The following is a 16,059-nucleotide window of genomic DNA, read 5'->3' on the forward strand; positions in this document are numbered from 1 at the left end:
GATGGACGCGATCGATCCCAAGGCGTTTGGCAAGGTGGCGGTGCTCTATGGCGGCGAGTCGTCTGAGCGCGACGTGTCGCTCGTGTCCGGCCCGCTGGTCTGCCAGGGGCTGCGCGACGCCGGCGTGGACGCGCACTTGTTCGATCCGAAGGAGCGGCCCTTGTCGGCGCTCAAGGACGAAGGGTTTGTGCGCGCGTTCATTGCGTTGCACGGCGGATATGGTGAAAATGGTCAGATCCAGGGCGCGCTCGATTTCTACGGGATCCGCTACACTGGCCCGGGCGTGCTGGGCTCGGCGCTGGGCATGGACAAGTTCCGCACGAAATTGATCTGGCAGCAGCTCGGGATCCCGACGCCGCCGTTCGACACGGTGCTACGCGGCGAGGACTACGACACGCGAGCGCAGCAGATCGTCGCGAAACTCGGGTTGCCGCTGTTCGTCAAGCCGGCCACCGAAGGGTCGAGCGTCGCGGTGATCAAGGTCAAAGCGGCCGACAACCTGCCGTATGCACTGGCGCAGGCCGCGCAGCATGATCCGGTCGTGCTGGTGGAGAAGAGCATCGACGGTGGGGGGGAATACACCGCGTGCATCGCTGGCTCGCTGCCGTTGCCGCTGATTCGGATCGTGCCGGCTGGCGAGTTCTATGATTACCACGCGAAATACGTCGCCGACGATACCCAGTACCTGATTCCGTGCGGATTGAGCGATGCCGACGAGCAGCGGCTGACGGCGCTCGCGCGTCGCGCATTCGAGGTCCTCGCGTGCGTCGGCTGGGGGCGCGCCGACTTCATGCTTGACAGCGATGGCAACCCGTATTTTCTGGAGGTCAACACTGCGCCCGGCATGACCGATCACTCATTGCCGCCAAAGGCGGCGCGTGCGGTCGGCATCTCGTACAGTGAACTGCTCGTGAACGTGCTTGCGCTCACGCTGAAGGATTGACACCCGGCTACCCACATGTGGAACAATCCGCGCCAGCTCAACATGATCACCAGCGCGCTGCACGCTGCGCTGCTGGCGATTGTGCTCGCCGGTGCCGGCCTGTGGCTGCTGCAGCGGCCGGCCTTCGCGTTGCGCACGCTGCTGATCGACGGCGATACCGAGCACATCAATCGGCCGACGGTGCGCGCGAACGTGCTGGGCAAGCTGCACGGCAATTTCTTCACGGTGGATCTGGACAGCGCGCGTGCCGCATTCGAGCAGATTCCGTGGGTGCGCCACGCGAGCGTGCGCCGCGTGTGGCCGAATGCGCTGGCGGTCACGCTGGAGGAGTACAAGCCCCTGGGTACGTGGGGCAGCGACCAGTTCGTCAGCGTCGATGGCGAGGTCTTCACAGCCAACCAGGCCGAGGCCGAGGCCGAACTGCCGGTATTCGCCGGCCCAATGGGCTCGGAGCGCGACGTCGTGGCCCGATACCACGATTTCCAAAAATGGTTCGAGCCGCTGGGTGTGAAGCCGGAGGAGGTCACGTTGTCGCCGCGCTACGCGTGGACCGTCAAGCTGACCAATGGCATGCAGGTGGAGCTGGGGCGCGAACGTAATAAGGATATGCTGGCCAGCCGTGCGCGGCGGCTCGTGGTTGCCTGGCCGATGGTCACGCAGCGCTGGGGCAACGACATCGAATATGTGGATTTGCGCTACCCGAATGGGTTCGCGATCCGGGCTGCAGGGATGCGCTTCATTCCCGACGACCCGAAGGCGAAGAAGCTGCGTCCATGACGCAATGAACGGACAACACTCGCAATTGAGCACGCTATGAGCAAAGACTACAAGGACCTGCTGGTTGCCCTTGACATCGGGACGTCGAAGGTGGTGGCCGTTGTCGCCGAGTTAAAAGGCGAGGGCCACTATGAAGTGATTGGGCTCGGGCAAAGCGACTCGAAGGGTTTGAAAAAGGGGGTGGTCGTTAATATCGAGGCGACGGTTCAGTCGATCCAGCGCGCGCTCGAGGAAGCTGAACTGATGGCCGACTGCAAGATTACCAACGTGTTCACCGGCATCGCCGGCAGCCATATCCGTAGCTTCAATTCGAGCGGCATGGTGGCGATTAAGGACAAGGAGGTCACGCAGGCGGACGTCGCGCGTGTGATTGAGACGGCGAAAGCGATCAATATTCCGACCGACCAGCAGGTGCTGCATATCCTGACGCAGGAATTCATCATCGACGGCCAGGAAGACGTGCGCGAGCCGATTGGCATGAGCGGTATCCGGCTGGAGGTGAAGGTGCACATCGTGACGGGTGCCGTCTCGGCCGCACAGAACATTGTCAAATGCGTGCGCCGCTGCGGGCTGGAGGTCAACGATCTGATTCTGCAGCCGCTCGCGTCGAGCCTGGCCGTGCTGACCGAGGACGAGAAGGAGCTCGGTGTTGTGCTGGTCGATATCGGCGGCGGGACTACCGACATCGCGATCTTCAGCGAGGGGGCGATCCGCCATACCGCAGTGATCCCGATCGCGGGCGATCAGATCACCAGCGACATCGCGATGGCGCTGCGCACGCCGACGCCGGACGCGGAAGATATCAAGGTAACCTACGGGATCGCCAAGCAGGCGCTGGCCGATCCGGACGAGATGATCGAGGTGCCGGGGCTGGGCGAGCGCGGCCCGCGGGTGCTGTCTCGCCAGGCGCTGGCGGCGGTAATTGAGCCGCGCGTGGAGGAGCTGTTTTCGCTGGTCCAGCAAGTCGTGCGCGAGTCCGGCTACGAGGAGCTGCTGAGCTCCGGCGTAGTGTTGACCGGTGGCGCGGCGATGATGGCCGGCATGGTTGAACTGGGCGAGGACATCTTCCTCAAACCGGTGCGTATCGGCGTGCCGGAATATGCCGGCGGACTGGCGGACGTGGTGCGCAACCCGCGCTATTCGACCGCGATGGGGCTGCTGGTGGAGGGGCGTTCACAGCGCATGCGCGGGCGTAAGGTCGCCACGCAGTCTGGTTCCGCCACGCAGGTGTGGGCCCGGATGAAGGACTGGTTCCTAGGCAATTTTTGAAGTCGTTTCGCAACGCGCTGGCGGCGGCGGCCAGTGCACGGTGACGGAATTGCCCGATTCCGCCACCGCGTAACGCCGAGTGAAGTCGCTTAATACTTGACGGAGGCACTAATGGAATTCGAAATGCTGGAAACCGAAACCAACGGCACGATCATCAAGGTCGTCGGGGTCGGTGGCGCTGGCGGCAATGCCGTCCAGCACATGATCAACCGCGGTGTGCAGGGCGTTGATTTCATCGTGATGAATACCGATGCTCAAGCGCTGAATCGGTCCAAGGCACCGTCCGTGATCCAATTGGGTAAGACCGGCCTGGGCGCCGGGGCGAAACCCGACATGGGGCACGCCGCCGCGGAGGAGGCTCGCGAGCGCATTGCCGACGCGCTGCGCGGTGCGCACATGGTGTTCATCACGGCGGGCATGGGCGGCGGCACCGGTACCGGCGCCGCGCCTGTGGTCGCGCAAATTGCCAAGGAGATGGGCATCCTAACAGTAGGTGTCGTTAGCAAGCCGTTCGAGTTCGAGGGCGGCAAGCGCATGCGGATTGCCGAAGCGGGTTCGCAGGAACTTGAATCGCATGTCGACTCGCTGATCGTCGTGCTGAACGACAAGCTGTTCGACGTGATGGGCGACGACGCTGAGATGGATAAGTGCTTTCAGTGCGCGGACGATGTGTTGCATAACGCGGTGGCCGGCATTGCCGAGATCATCAATGTCGACGGCCTCGTGAACGTGGACTTCGAGGACGTCAAGACCGTGATGGGCGAGCAAGGCAAGGCGATGATGGGCACCGCGACGGTGGCTGGCGTCGACCGCGCGCGGCTGGCAGCCGAACAAGCTGTGGCCAGCCCGCTGCTCGAGGGCGTGGACCTGTCTGGCGCGCGAGGCGTGCTGGTCAACATCACGTCGAGCCGCTCGCTGCGCCTGTCGGAAACCCGCGAGGTGATGAACACGATTAAGAGCTACGCGGCCGACGATGCGACGGTGATTTTCGGCGCGGTGTACGACGACGCGATGGGCGATGCGCTGCGGGTAACCGTGGTGGCGACGGGCCTTGGCCGCGTCGCCAAGAAGCAGCAGGCGGCGCCGATGACGCTGCTGCGCACTGGCACGGATAATCATCCAATCGCCGCGCAGCCGGTCAGCTATGCCGCCGCGCCGAGCGCGACCGACTATGGCGCACTGGATACGCCGGCAGTGTGGCGCAACTCGCGGGAAACTGCTGCATCGCACGTGCAGGCATTGCAAGAAAAGGGCGTAGACACGTACGACATCCCGGCGTTTCTGCGCAAGCAAGCCGACTGATCAGCGCGCCCGACGCAGGCGTCACAGCGACGCGGACCGCGCTGGCTGGACCCGCAAGCTCGGCATCCCGCAAGATGCTCGCCCCGCTTGCTGCCCGCTGAAGAAACAGCGGATGCGACGTTGCGCGCCGGTGGCATGATAGACGCCGGTCGCGAGTGGGCGCTTGGCCGACGAAGAGGTGCAAGCGCAGCAGTGATAGCACGTCCCGGGCAGGGCGTGTGGTTCACCGACGGCGCAGATCTAACGGGATAGCCGCTGCTGTTGCGTGCTGGCAACGCGTGCGCGAGCGTTTTTCGCCCTGCTGTCACACGGCCCGGTGCCTGGAAACCGCCTCCTTCCAGGTATCGGGCCGCTTTATCATCCATTCAACACGGAAAACGTAACAACGGGAAACAGTTTTATACAGATGGATAAAAGCGGGAATTGAGCAAGTCGAGTATACTAATGACTATGGGATTAAAACCCGCGATTAGAATAACCTATTAAGAGTTAAGACGATGTTGAAGCAGCGGACCATCAAATCGATCGTGAAGACGGTTGGCATCGGCCTGCACTCCGGGCGCAAGGTCGAGTTGACGCTGCGTCCGGCTGCTGCCAATACCGGAATTGTGTTTTGTCGCACCGACTTGGCCGTGCCGGTCGACATTCCGGCCAGTGCGATGTCGATTGGCGACACGCGCCTTGCGTCGGTGCTGGAAAAGGACGGCGCGAGGGTATCGACCGTTGAGCACCTGATGTCGGCTTGCGCGGGGCTCGGGATCGATAACCTGTATGTCGACGTGACGGCCGAGGAAATCCCGATCATGGACGGCAGCGCGGCGTCGTTCGTGTTCTTGCTTCAGTCGGCCGGGATCGACGAGCAGGCTGCCGCCAAGCAGTTCATCAAGGTCACGCGGCCGGTCGAGGTGCGTGATGGGGACAAGTTTGCCCGGCTGGAGCCGTACTTCGGTTTCAAGTTGAAGTTTACGATCGACTTCCGTCACCCGGCGGTGGACAAGACCGGCCAGGAACTGGAGGTCGATTTTGCCGACACGTCCTATGTGCGCGAGATCGCGCGGGCTCGCACATTCGGCTTCGCGCACGAAGTCGAAATGATGCGCGAGTTGGGCCTGGCGCGAGGCGGCAGCATGGACAACGCGATCGTGCTAGACGAGTACCGCGTGCTGAACAACGATGGCCTGCGCTATGGCGACGAGTTCGTGAAACATAAAATGCTAGACGCGATCGGCGACCTATACGTGGTCGGCCATCCATTGCTGGCATCGTACACCGCGTACAAGTCCGGTCACGGCTTGAACAATGCGCTACTGCGCGAATTGCTCGCCCACGAGGACGCGTACGAGATCGTCACGTTTGCCGACCAGAAAGCGGCGCCGCGCGGTTTTGCCTATGACCCGCAGGCAGTGTACGCGTGAAGTCTCGCTAGGCGCGGCGGCGACCCGTATGCCGCTGCGCCATGCGGGCAACGGCTTGCTGCAGCGGCGAAGGCTCCAATGCGTCGGCCAACTCGCGAAGACAATCGGCGCCGGCTACTGAAATCCGGGCTTGCTTGATCTGCGCAGCAGCGGCTGGCGCTTGCGGGCGCACGCGGATCTTAATCGCCCGCAGTGCGAAACCACGCTGCTGCAGTTCGGTCAGCACGGTGGGCTCCAGATGACGCAACCGGGCGGCCAACGCAGTGTGGGCTGCAAAAAGGGTCAGTGTCTGATCCTTGATTGGGCCGGCATGCACATGGCTGGCCAGATAACTGGGCAGCACGGCTTGCAGTGCCGCTTCCAGCGCCGCCACTTGTCGCACGCCGGCTTGCAGCGCGGCCAACTCGGCGCTGGACGACATCAACTCGGCGAGCGGCCGGGGCGTCAACGGCTTGCGTGGCAACGGATAGGGCGAATAGCGGCTCATGGCACTCATGCAGGGACTGGCGGCTCGCGGCCGTCGGGGAATCGACGTGTATCCACGCCACTATTGTAGCCGCTGGTGGCCGGCTTCGACGATTATTGCGCCGCTGGCCGGCTGCACGGGTTGACAACCGCGCGCGAGCGCGTCCTGGCGCGGGCAGTACACAGTCGGCGTGATAAAATCGCGCCTTTAAATCCAACTGGACACAGCCGTCGAACCGCCGTTCGCCAACGGGTCGTGCGAGAGTCGCGCCGATCCGGCGTCGCGTGCCGACTCGAGATCCCGATCCGATGACCACCGGTTTTCTGCAAAAGATTTTTGGCAGTCGCAACCAGCGGCTGATCAAACAGTATCAAAAGACTGTCGCGACGATCAATGCGCTGGAGGCGCAGATTGAAAAGCTGACGGACGAGCAATTGCGCGCGAAAACCGACGAATTCAGGCAGCGCGTAGCGGCTGGGGAGTCGCTCGACAGGCTGCTGCCGGAGGCATTCGCGGTGTGTCGGGAAGCGAGCCGCCGCGTGCTGAAGATGCGGCACTTCGACGTACAGCTGATCGGCGGCATGGCGCTGCACTACGGCAAGATCGCCGAAATGCGCACCGGCGAGGGCAAGACGCTGGTGGCCACGCTGGCGGCGTACCTGAATGCGCTATCGGGGCGCGGCGTGCATGTGGTGACGGTCAACGACTATCTCGCGCAGCGCGATGCGGAGTGGATGGGCCGGCTCTACAATTTTCTCGGTCTGTCCGTCGGCATCAACCTGTCGCAGATGGAACACGGCCAGAAGCAGCAAGCTTACGCGTCGGACATCACGTATGGCACGAACAACGAATTCGGCTTCGACTACCTGCGCGACAACATGGTCTATGAGACCGATGCGCGCGTGCAGCGTGGGCTGAATTTCGCGATCGTCGATGAGGTCGACTCGATTTTGATCGACGAGGCGCGCACGCCGCTGATTATTTCGGGGCAGGCTGAGGACCACACCGAACTGTATGTGCGGATGAATGCGTTGCCGCCGCTGCTGGAGCGCCAGATTGGTGAAGAAAAGGCCGATGGTAGTGGCGTCGAGAAGCCGGGCGACTACACGCTGGACGAGAAGGCGCGCTCGGTATTCTTGACTGAATCGGGTCACGAGAAGGCCGAGCGTCTGCTGGCCGAATGGGGCCTCATTGGCGATGGCGAGAGTCTTTATGCACCGCAGAACATCACGCTGATGCATCATGTGTATGCGGCGCTGCGCGCGCATACGCTATTCTTCCGCGATCAGCACTATGTCGTGCAGAATGGCGAGGTAATCATCGTCGATGAGTTCACCGGGCGCCTGATGCCGGGTCGGCGCTGGTCGGACGGCCTGCACCAAGCTGTTGAGGCGAAGGAGCATGTGAAGATCCAGGCGGAGAACCAGACGCTGGCGTCGATCACGTTCCAGAATTACTTCCGGATGTATGCCAAGCTGGCTGGCATGACCGGCACGGCGGACACCGAGGCGTACGAGTTCAACGAGATCTATGGACTCGAGACGGTCGTGGTCCCGACCAACCGGCCGTCCAAGCGCACGGATCGCCAGGACCAGATCTACAAGACCGCGAAGGAGCGCTATGACGCGGTGATCCGCGATATCCGCGACTGCTACGAGCGCGGACAGCCGGTGCTGGTCGGCACCACGTCGATCGAGAATTCCGAGTTGCTATCGCGCCTGCTCAAGCAGGCCGGGTTGCCACACGAGGTGCTCAACGCAAAGCAGCACGCGCGTGAGGCGGCGATCGTCGCCGAGGCTGGCCGTCCGAAGCGCATCACGATCGCGACCAACATGGCGGGCCGTGGCACCGACATCGTACTCGGCGGCAACCCGGACAAGCAGGCGTCGCTGATCGAAGCCGATGCGTCGATCAGCGACGACGAGAAGCGACGTCGGAGTCAGCAGATCCACGACGAATGGCAAACGCTGCACGAGCAGGTCAAGGCAGCCGGTGGACTGCACATCATCGGCACCGAGCGGCACGAGTCCCGCCGGATCGACAACCAGTTGCGCGGACGGGCGGGCCGCCAGGGCGATCCCGGTTCGTCGCGCTTCTACCTGTCGCTCGAGGACCCGTTGCTGCGCATCTTCGCCGGTGACCGTGTGCGCGCGATCATGGACCGGCTGAAGATGCCGGAAGGCGAGGCGATCGAGGCCGGCATCGTGACGCGGTCGATCGAATCGGCGCAACGCAAGGTCGAGGCCCGTAACTTCGATATCCGCAAGCAGTTGCTCGAGTATGACGACGTCGCCAATGACCAGCGCAAGGTGATTTACCAGCAGCGCAACGAGTTGCTGGAAGCGCAGGACATTCACGAGACGATTGGCGCGATGCGGCATGGCGTGCTGACTGAGGTGGTGCGCACCTATGTGCCGGCTGGCAGCATCGAGGAGCAGTGGGATGTGCCGGCGCTCGAGGAGGCGTTGCGCAACGAGTGGCAGCTCGATCTCGCGTTGCAGGAGATGGTGAACGAGGCGGACACAATCGAGGCCGACGAGGTACTCGACGCGGTGATCGCGGCAGGTGACGAAGCGTACGAGGCGAAGGTCGCGCAGGTCGGCCGCGATGCGTTCAGTGGCTTTGAGCGCTCGGCGATGCTGCAGACGCTGGATTCGCGTTGGCGCGAGCACCTGGCCGCGCTCGAGCATCTGCGCCAGGGCATTCACCTGCGCGGCTATGCGCAGAAAAATCCGAAGCAGGAATACAAGCGCGAGGCATTTGAGCTGTTTGCTGCGATGCTGGACGCGGTCAAGCACGAGGTCACGCGCATTGTGATGAACGTGCAGATCCAGACACCGGAGCAACTCGAGGCAGCGGCCGAGCAATACGAAGAGCAGGCGAGCCATTTGGAGAACGTTGAATTTCGACACGCTGACTTTGCCCAGGCCGCCGAGGCCGAGGCCGAGGCCGCGTTCGCCGATGCGCCGCCGCGCGGGTTACCGATGGCGCCCGCGCCCCATACGGTCTCTGGGCTGTCACTGGACTTCGCCGCCGGCCAGTCGTCGGTGGCCGCGCGCGACAACCCGTACCCGAAGGTCGGCCGCAACGATCCGTGCCCGTGCGGCAGCGGCAAGAAGTACAAGCAGTGCCACGGTCGGCTCGCGTGATGTGCTCCGCGAGCGGGGTGGTCCCGTTCCTGTCCGATGCCGCCCGCTGTGCCCGCGGGCGGCTTTTTCTCTGACTAGCGCTTGCAATCATGGCCGTCAATTTCCCCTCGATCGATCCCGCGTCGCTTCATCCCGTGCCCGGCGTCACGCTCGGCTGGGCCGAGGCCAATCTGCGCAAACCGAATCGCAAGGATGTACTGGTGATCGCCGTCGATGACGGTGCAACGGTGTCCGGCGTGTTGACCACGAACCGCTTTTGCGCCGCGCCGGTCGTCGTGTGTCGTGAGCATCTCGCGTCGGCGCGTGGCGGTGCCGCGCCGATTCGAGCGCTGCTCGTCAATACTGGCAATGCGAACGCCGGGACCGGCGAGCCGGGTTTGGCGCATGCCCGCGACAGTTGTGCGGAATTGGCGCGGCTGCTGCGCATCGATGCGCAGCAGGTGCTGCCGTTCTCCACTGGCGTGATCCTTGAACCGCTACCGATTGAGCGGCTCAAGGCAGGATTGCCGCAAGCCGTTGCGCAACTCGCGCCGGCGCACTGGTACGAAGCTGCGCAGGCGATCATGACGACCGATACGTTGCCCAAGGCCGCCTCACGGCAGCTCGACATCGACGGCCATACGATCACGCTAACCGGGATCAGCAAGGGCGCCGGGATGATCAAGCCGAACATGGCCACGATGCTAGGGTTTGTCGCGACCGATGCGGCCATCACCCAGCCCGTACTGGACGCACTGGTCAAGGACGTGGCCGACCAATCGTTCAACTGCATCACCATTGATGGCGATACGTCGACGAATGACTCGTTCATCGTCGTAGCGTCCGCCCGCTCGACGCTGCCGGCGATTACGTCCACGCAAAGCGCCGCATACCGCGCGTTGCGCGACGCGTTGACGCAACTCGCGCAGACCCTGGCGCAATTGATCGTGCGCGACGGCGAAGGGGCGACGAAATTCATGACAGTGCGCGTCGAGGCGGGCCGCAGTGTCGACGAGTGCAGGCAGGTGGCCTATGCGATTAGCCACTCGCCTCTGGTCAAGACTGCTTTCTATGCGTCTGACCCCAACCTGGGCCGGCTCCTGGCAGCGATCGGCTACGCCGGCATTGCTGACCTAGATGTGAGCCGCATCGAGCTGTACCTGGACGACGTGCTGGTGGCCAAGGCCGGTGGCCGCCATCCCGACTATCGCGAGGAGGACGGCCAGCGCGTGATGAAGCAAAGCGAAATCACGATTCGCGTGCGCTTGGCGCGCGGTGATGCCCAGGCGACCCTCTGGACCTGCGACCTGTCGCACGACTACGTGTCCATCAATGCCGATTACCGCTCCTGACCCACACTAACGGACATGACCGTACCGCTGGAGATCGATTGCGATGGACAAGCTTGAACAATTCCTGACGCGTGCCGAGGCGCTGCTCGAACGCCTGGAGGCCGTGTTGCCGCCGGCCGCGCCGGTTACCGACTGGGACGCGGCCATTGCGTTTCGATGGCGCTTACGGCAGGGGCGGGGCTTTTTGCAGCCGGTCGCCCATCCGTCGACGATCCAGTTGTCCGACTTGCAGAACATTGACCGGCAAAAGGCGTTGGTCGAGCAGAACACCCGTCAGTTCGTGCGGCGCCTGCCGGCGAACAACGTGCTGCTGACGGGCGCGCGCGGCACCGGCAAGTCGTCGCTGATCAAGGCCTGCTTGAACCAGTTTGCGCCCGAAGGCCTGCGCCTGATCGAAGTCGATAAGGGCGACCTGCACGATCTGGGTGACATCGTTGAGCAGATCGCCTCGCGCCCGGAGCGGTTCGTCGTGTTTTGCGATGACCTGTCGTTCGAGGAAGGCGAGTCCAGTTATAAGGCGCTGAAGGTGGCCTTGGATGGCTCGATTGCAGCCCAGTCCGACAACGTGCTGATCTACGCGACGTCGAACCGTCGTCATTTGCTACCCGAGTACATGCGCGACAACGAGACCTACCGGCACACGGCGGATGGCGAGATCCATCCGGGCGAAGTGATCGAGGAGAAGATTTCGCTGTCCGAGCGCTTTGGGTTGTGGGTCAGCTTCTATCCATTTAAGCAAGACGACTATCTGGCGATCGTCGCGCATTGGCTCAGGCATTTTGCGTGCAGCGATGCGCAGATCGAGGCCGCGCGGGGCGACGCGCTGGTTTGGGCACTGGAGCGCGGCTCGCGTTCGGGCCGGGTTGCGTGGCAGTTTGCCCGGGACTGGTCCGGCCGACGGCAGGAAGCCCAATGACCGCGCGGCGCCCGACCATGACGCCGGATACGGTCGCACGGCGCGACGTGTCGCAGGCGCACGCCGCCACGCATACTGCTGATGGACGTCGGATCACCGAAGTGGCCGTCGGTGTAATGTTGCATGAGGACGGGCGTTTCCTGCTCGCGCAGCGGCCCGCCGGCAAGCCATACGAGGGCTACTGGGAATTTCCGGGTGGCAAGCTGGAGCCGGGCGAAAGCGTCGAGGACGCATTGGCGCGCGAGCTGCATGAGGAACTCGGCGTGACGATTGTCGATTGCGTGCGCTGGCGGGTCCTTGAACATGACTATCCGCACGCTTACGTGCGGTTGTTCTTCTGCAAGGTGACCCGGTGGAGCGGTGAGCCGAGCGGTCGAGAAGGGCAGGCGTTTGTCTGGCAGGCACCCCCCATCCAGGTTGCGCCGCTGCTGCCGGCGGCATTGCCGGTGATCGACTGGCTCGACGCTGAACGGGGTTAAACCTCAGTTTAGCCCGCCCGGTTTTTGCGGGTCGCCATGCGGCTCATCGGCCGGGCGGTCATCGCCGCCAATCGTGTACTTCCCGGTGGCCCACGCGCCGAGATCGATTTGCTTGCAGCGCGCGGAACAAAAAGGACGGAACCGGCTTTCCGGCTTCCATTCGACCTTTTGGCCGCAAGTCGGGCAGTTGACGACAGTCGTCATATCGGCAAAGGGTTGATTATCCGGCTTACAGGTTGCACAACGTTAGTTGGAATGGCACGTCGACGTCAACAGCACGCGGCCGCATGTCGCCGTCCTGCGCAGTGAAGCGCACCCACAACATATACTTGTTGGCGCTAGCCTCGGGAATGACCCGCAGGTCCGGCGCCACACGCACTTGCATCAATTGATAGGCCCGCCCCGACAACATTTGCTGATAGCTGCCCTGCATCGCCATGACCTTCGCGGCCTGCCCCGATTCGCGGGCAAGACGCAATACAATGACTGTTGCATCGCGCAGCGGCAACAACGGCATCGCCCATTGCATGATATCTGCGCGGCGCTGCTCTGCAGCGCTGCGCTGCCATGCGTAGTACGATGGCAGATCGAAGCGGCAAGTTCCGCCGGGAATGATGGCCCGGCTGCGAATGCTGGCTAGCCATTCATTATCGGTCAAATGCTGCCCCATTTTCCCTTGGATCTGCGCAAGGCCGGCCAGCGTTTGCTCGATTTCCGAGAGGACGGTCTCGAGCGCGTCCTGCTCGATCTCGGGATTGCCGCGAAAGGGTGTCAGGGCCTGGCGCTGGCGCTCAAGCTCCTTCATCAGATCCGACTTCAAGTCGCTGCGGCTTGTCACTTCAGCGATCTCGAACAGGGTGGTCAGTGCGACGTGGTGTTCTCTCGGGTCTTCTTGCGTTAGGAAGAACGTAAAGCGCTCGAACAGGTCTTCGAGGCGCAACAACGTCCGAATGCGCTCATTGAACGGATACTCGTAGAGAATCAAGCGTAGGTGCCTTTCACTTTGGAAATGCCGGAGAGAAGCGGCAATTTGCGCCCATTCTAATGCGCTCGAATTCCGCTAGCAATCGCTGTGGAATTCGCAACGAAATTCGCGCTGTATCGCATGCCACCAGCGCACGCCGATTCACGATGGTGCATTACGCGCCAATGACAAATAGCGCTGATGCAGCGATGCGATTTCTGGCCGCAGCGGCTCGATGGTGTCGGTTTCATTGACGATGATATCGTCTGCGGCGGCGAGTCGCGTCTGCCGTGTGGCCTGACGTGCAATGATGGCGTGCACCTGTTCGCGCGTGAAGCCATTGCGCCGCATGACGCGCTCGACCTGCGTCTGCACCGCGCAATCTACCACCAGCACGCGATCGACGCGTTCGCGCCAATTGCCCGCCTCAACGAGTAACGGCACGACACAGATCACGTAGGGACCGCTCGCCGCTTGCATTTCGCGTTCTGTCTCGGTGCGGATCAGCGGGTGCATGATTGCTTCGAGCCGTTGCTTCGCTTGCGCGTTGCTGAACACTAACTCGCGCATCCGCGCGCGGTCCAGTGCACCTTGCGCCGTGATGAAGGTGGTACCGAACTGTGTCCGGATGCCGGGTATCGCCGCGCCGCCTGGGGCGGTGACACGATGCGCGATCAAATCAGTGTCCACGATCGGCACGCCATAGGCGGCGAAAGCATTGGCGACCGTTGTTTTGCCACTGCCGATCCCGCCCGTCAGTCCCACCTTGAACATCGTTAACCTCCGAGCAGCCGATAGAGCGGCGTGCCGCCGAACAGCGTGAGCACCGCTGCCCCCGCCAGAAACGGACCGAACGGCAACGGCTCCTCCAGGCGCATCCGCTTGGCGAGCGTGGCGCCAAGACCGACGATCGCGCCACACACTGAGGCAATTAGTATGACTTGCAACAGTGGGCTCCAGCCGAACCATGCGCCAATGGCGGCAAATAACTTGAAGTCGCCGTAGCCGATACCCTCGGCGCCGCGCACGAGCTTGAACAGCCAGTAGACGGCCCACAGTGACAAATAGCCGGCCGCCGCACCGATCACGGCCGCGTCCAGGGGTGCGAACACGGCGTGTAGATTGATCAGCAGCCCCGCCCAGAGCAGCGGCAACGTCAGCGAATCGGGCAGCAGCTTGGTCTCCAGATCGATGGCGCTCATCGCCAGCAGCGCAGCGCAGAACGCAAAGGCGATAAGCGCCGTAGGCGTGGGGCCGAACGCCGCGAGTGAGAGCGCCGCGAACAGTGCACAGGCGGACTCGATCAACGGATAGCGCCAATGGATCCGCGTACCGCATGCCGAGCATCGGCCGCGCAATGCGATAAAGCTAAGCAACGGGATGTTCTCGTACAAGCGCAACGTATGTCCGCATGCAGTGCACGCCGAGCGTGGCACACACAGGTTATAGCGCCGTGGCAAATCGGGTTGCGACGACGGAGCGGGACTTCGCTCGGGCGTCGGATTGGGCTCGGCACCGTGCTCATCGCTTGCTGCGCTTAACGCGTGCAGCGCATTGTGCGGCACGTAGCCGGCCAGTTCTTGCTGCCATGCGTGTTCAAGCATCTGCGGCACACGATGTACGACAACAGTCAGGAAACTGCCGATGACCAATCCGAGCACGCATGCGAAAGCGTACTGCCAAGCAACCGGCAGCATCGAGAAAGCGTCGGCGAAGCCGGCGATCCAGCGGCCGGGGCCGTAGGGGACGATGACAGAAAACGAATGCATGTCGATGGCCAGCGAGGAACGGTACGCGATGCTACCTGATTGAAATTACATTACGTTACCCATTTCGATAATGGGCAAATACATGGCGACCACGAGTGCGGCAATCAGCGCACCGGGCCCGACAATGATAAGCGGTTCGGCCAGTTGTGCGAGCAGGCCGATTCGTTCCGCCACGAGCTGGTCATTCCAAGCGCTGATGTCGGCCAGCGTCGTGCCGAGCGTGCCGGCTTGTTCGGCAAGTGCGATCGTGGCCACGACGTCGGGCGGAAAGCAGGTGCTGGCACGCATGGCATCGGCCAGGCTTGCGCCGACGCGCACGCGTGCCGCGATGTCGCGTGTTGCCGCGTCCATCGCGGCATTGCCGCTAATGCCGTCCACGGCATCGAACCCGTCGGCCAGGGCGATGCCAGCATCGAGAACCTGGCCCAGCGCATGGCTCCAGCGCGCGATGGCCGCGCGCTGCACGATAGGGCCCACGAGCGGCGCACGTAACAGCAGTGCATGCAGGCGCAGGCGAAACCGTGGCGAGCGTTGCCAGGCAAGCATGCCGCACGCGATCCCGAGGCCCCCCGCCGCGACCATCGCCGGGCCGTGAGCTAGCCACTGCCGGGACTGCGCGACCACGATCCGCGTGGGTTTAGGCAACTGCGAGCCAAATCCGGCGAACACTTGCTCGAATGTCGGTACCACCCAGACCAGCAGTAGCGCGCACAGGCTCAGTGCCAGCGCGAGGATTAGCGTCGGATACCATAGCGCGTTGCGCAGCCGCGCACGTTGTGCGGCCACGCGATCACGAGTGTCCGCCAGTTGAGCGAGGATCGTATCGAGTGAGCCGGTGTGTTCCGCAAGCTCGACAAGCCGCCAGTACGCGGCCGGAAACACATGGCTGTGGCGTTGCAGCGCCCTGGACAGCGTACTGCCTTCTGTGATGTCTCGCAGCACGGTTTCGAATAGGGGTTTCAGTGGCGCACTCGTGTGCTGTGCCACCAGCGCCAACGCAGGTTGCAGCGACAGTCCACTGCGCAGCAGCATGGCCAAGTGTCGCGTGGCGCGCGTCAGATCGGCGTGGCGTACGCGTGGACTCCACCATGCGCGGACCTCGATGAGCTCGACCGCGACAATCCTGTCGCGCCGAATACGCTCGAGTGCCGAACGCGCGTCGAGCGCCACGAGCGTGCCGCGACGTCGGCGGCCGTCGGCGCCGATGCCTCGCCAATGGAAGCGGGACATCGCCGGCCGACGGGGCGAAGCGGCTTGGATAGGAGGCTGCATCGTGCGC

General features: G+C 63.1%; 15 protein-coding genes. 9 read left to right on the forward strand and 6 right to left on the reverse strand.

What is annotated here, in order from left to right; genetic code table 11:
- Position 1 precedes the first annotated feature (1 nt).
- From B0B13_RS14425 to lpxC, 5 genes are all read left to right on the forward strand, one after another.
- Positions 2–943: a D-alanine--D-alanine ligase gene (locus tag B0B13_RS14425; protein WP_076796913.1), complete on the forward strand. Its 942-nt coding sequence runs from the start codon at positions 2–4 to the stop codon at positions 941–943.
- A gap of 15 nt (positions 944–958) precedes the next feature.
- Positions 959–1,720 carry a cell division protein FtsQ/DivIB gene (locus tag B0B13_RS14430; protein WP_076796914.1) on the forward strand — a complete coding sequence of 254 codons (762 nt, stop codon included), beginning with the start codon at positions 959–961 and terminating at the stop codon, positions 1,718–1,720.
- 36 nt (positions 1,721–1,756) lie between these two features.
- Positions 1,757–2,989: a cell division protein FtsA gene (gene ftsA / locus B0B13_RS14435; protein WP_076785505.1), complete on the forward strand. Its 1,233-nt coding sequence runs from the start codon at positions 1,757–1,759 to the stop codon at positions 2,987–2,989.
- A 111-nt stretch (positions 2,990–3,100) separates the two neighbouring features.
- Positions 3,101–4,291: a cell division protein FtsZ gene (gene ftsZ / locus B0B13_RS14440; protein ID WP_076785504.1), complete on the forward strand. Its 1,191-nt coding sequence runs from the start codon at positions 3,101–3,103 to the stop codon at positions 4,289–4,291.
- Positions 4,292–4,788: 497 nt separating this feature from the next.
- Complete coding sequence (gene lpxC / locus B0B13_RS14445; protein WP_076785503.1) at positions 4,789–5,706, forward strand: UDP-3-O-acyl-N-acetylglucosamine deacetylase; 918 nt, start codon at positions 4,789–4,791, stop codon at positions 5,704–5,706.
- 7 nt (positions 5,707–5,713) lie between these two features.
- Here the strand turns inward: lpxC and B0B13_RS14450 are convergent, their stop codons facing one another.
- Positions 5,714–6,193: a DciA family protein gene (locus B0B13_RS14450; protein ID WP_076797343.1), complete on the reverse strand. Its 480-nt coding sequence runs from the start codon at positions 6,191–6,193 to the stop codon at positions 5,714–5,716.
- Between the two features lie 287 nt (positions 6,194–6,480).
- On the opposite strand from B0B13_RS14450, the gene secA reads away from it, so the two are divergent.
- From secA to B0B13_RS14470, 4 genes are all read left to right on the forward strand, one after another.
- Entirely contained in the window at positions 6,481–9,321 is a 2,841-nt protein-coding gene (secA, locus tag B0B13_RS14455; RefSeq protein WP_076796915.1) for a preprotein translocase subunit SecA, read from the forward strand.
- 89 nt (positions 9,322–9,410) lie between these two features.
- The gene (argJ, locus tag B0B13_RS14460) at positions 9,411–10,652 is read left to right on the forward strand and encodes a bifunctional glutamate N-acetyltransferase/amino-acid acetyltransferase ArgJ (protein WP_076785501.1); all 1,242 of its coding nucleotides are present in this window, start codon (positions 9,411–9,413) and stop codon (positions 10,650–10,652) included.
- A 43-nt stretch (positions 10,653–10,695) separates the two neighbouring features.
- Positions 10,696–11,568, forward strand: coding sequence for an ATP-binding protein (locus B0B13_RS14465; protein WP_076796916.1), 873 nt, complete (start codon positions 10,696–10,698; stop codon positions 11,566–11,568).
- A gap of 17 nt (positions 11,569–11,585) precedes the next feature.
- Positions 11,586–12,047 carry an NUDIX domain-containing protein gene (locus tag B0B13_RS14470; RefSeq protein WP_076787453.1) on the forward strand — a complete coding sequence of 154 codons (462 nt, stop codon included), beginning with the start codon at positions 11,586–11,588 and terminating at the stop codon, positions 12,045–12,047.
- 3 nt (positions 12,048–12,050) lie between these two features.
- On the opposite strand, the gene B0B13_RS14475 is transcribed toward B0B13_RS14470, so the two are convergent.
- From B0B13_RS14475 to B0B13_RS14495, 5 genes are all read right to left on the reverse strand, one after another.
- The gene (locus B0B13_RS14475) at positions 12,051–12,251 is read right to left on the reverse strand and encodes a DNA gyrase inhibitor YacG (RefSeq protein ID WP_076785499.1); all 201 of its coding nucleotides are present in this window, start codon (positions 12,249–12,251) and stop codon (positions 12,051–12,053) included.
- Positions 12,252–12,276: 25 nt separating this feature from the next.
- Entirely contained in the window at positions 12,277–13,032 is a 756-nt protein-coding gene (gene zapD, locus B0B13_RS14480) for a cell division protein ZapD (protein WP_076796917.1), read from the reverse strand.
- Positions 13,033–13,173: 141 nt separating this feature from the next.
- Entirely contained in the window at positions 13,174–13,785 is a 612-nt protein-coding gene (gene coaE / locus B0B13_RS14485; RefSeq protein ID WP_076796918.1) for a dephospho-CoA kinase, read from the reverse strand.
- A gap of 2 nt (positions 13,786–13,787) precedes the next feature.
- Entirely contained in the window at positions 13,788–14,708 is a 921-nt protein-coding gene (locus B0B13_RS14490; protein ID WP_237573798.1) for a prepilin peptidase, read from the reverse strand.
- Positions 14,709–14,825: 117 nt separating this feature from the next.
- Positions 14,826–16,052: a type II secretion system F family protein gene (locus B0B13_RS14495; protein ID WP_076797344.1), complete on the reverse strand. Its 1,227-nt coding sequence runs from the start codon at positions 16,050–16,052 to the stop codon at positions 14,826–14,828.
- Between the last annotated feature and the right edge of the window lie 7 nt (positions 16,053–16,059).

Origin of the sequence: Burkholderia sp. b14 (genome assembly GCF_900156195.1) — a bacterium.
GTDB lineage: Bacteria > Pseudomonadota > Gammaproteobacteria > Burkholderiales > Burkholderiaceae > Mycetohabitans.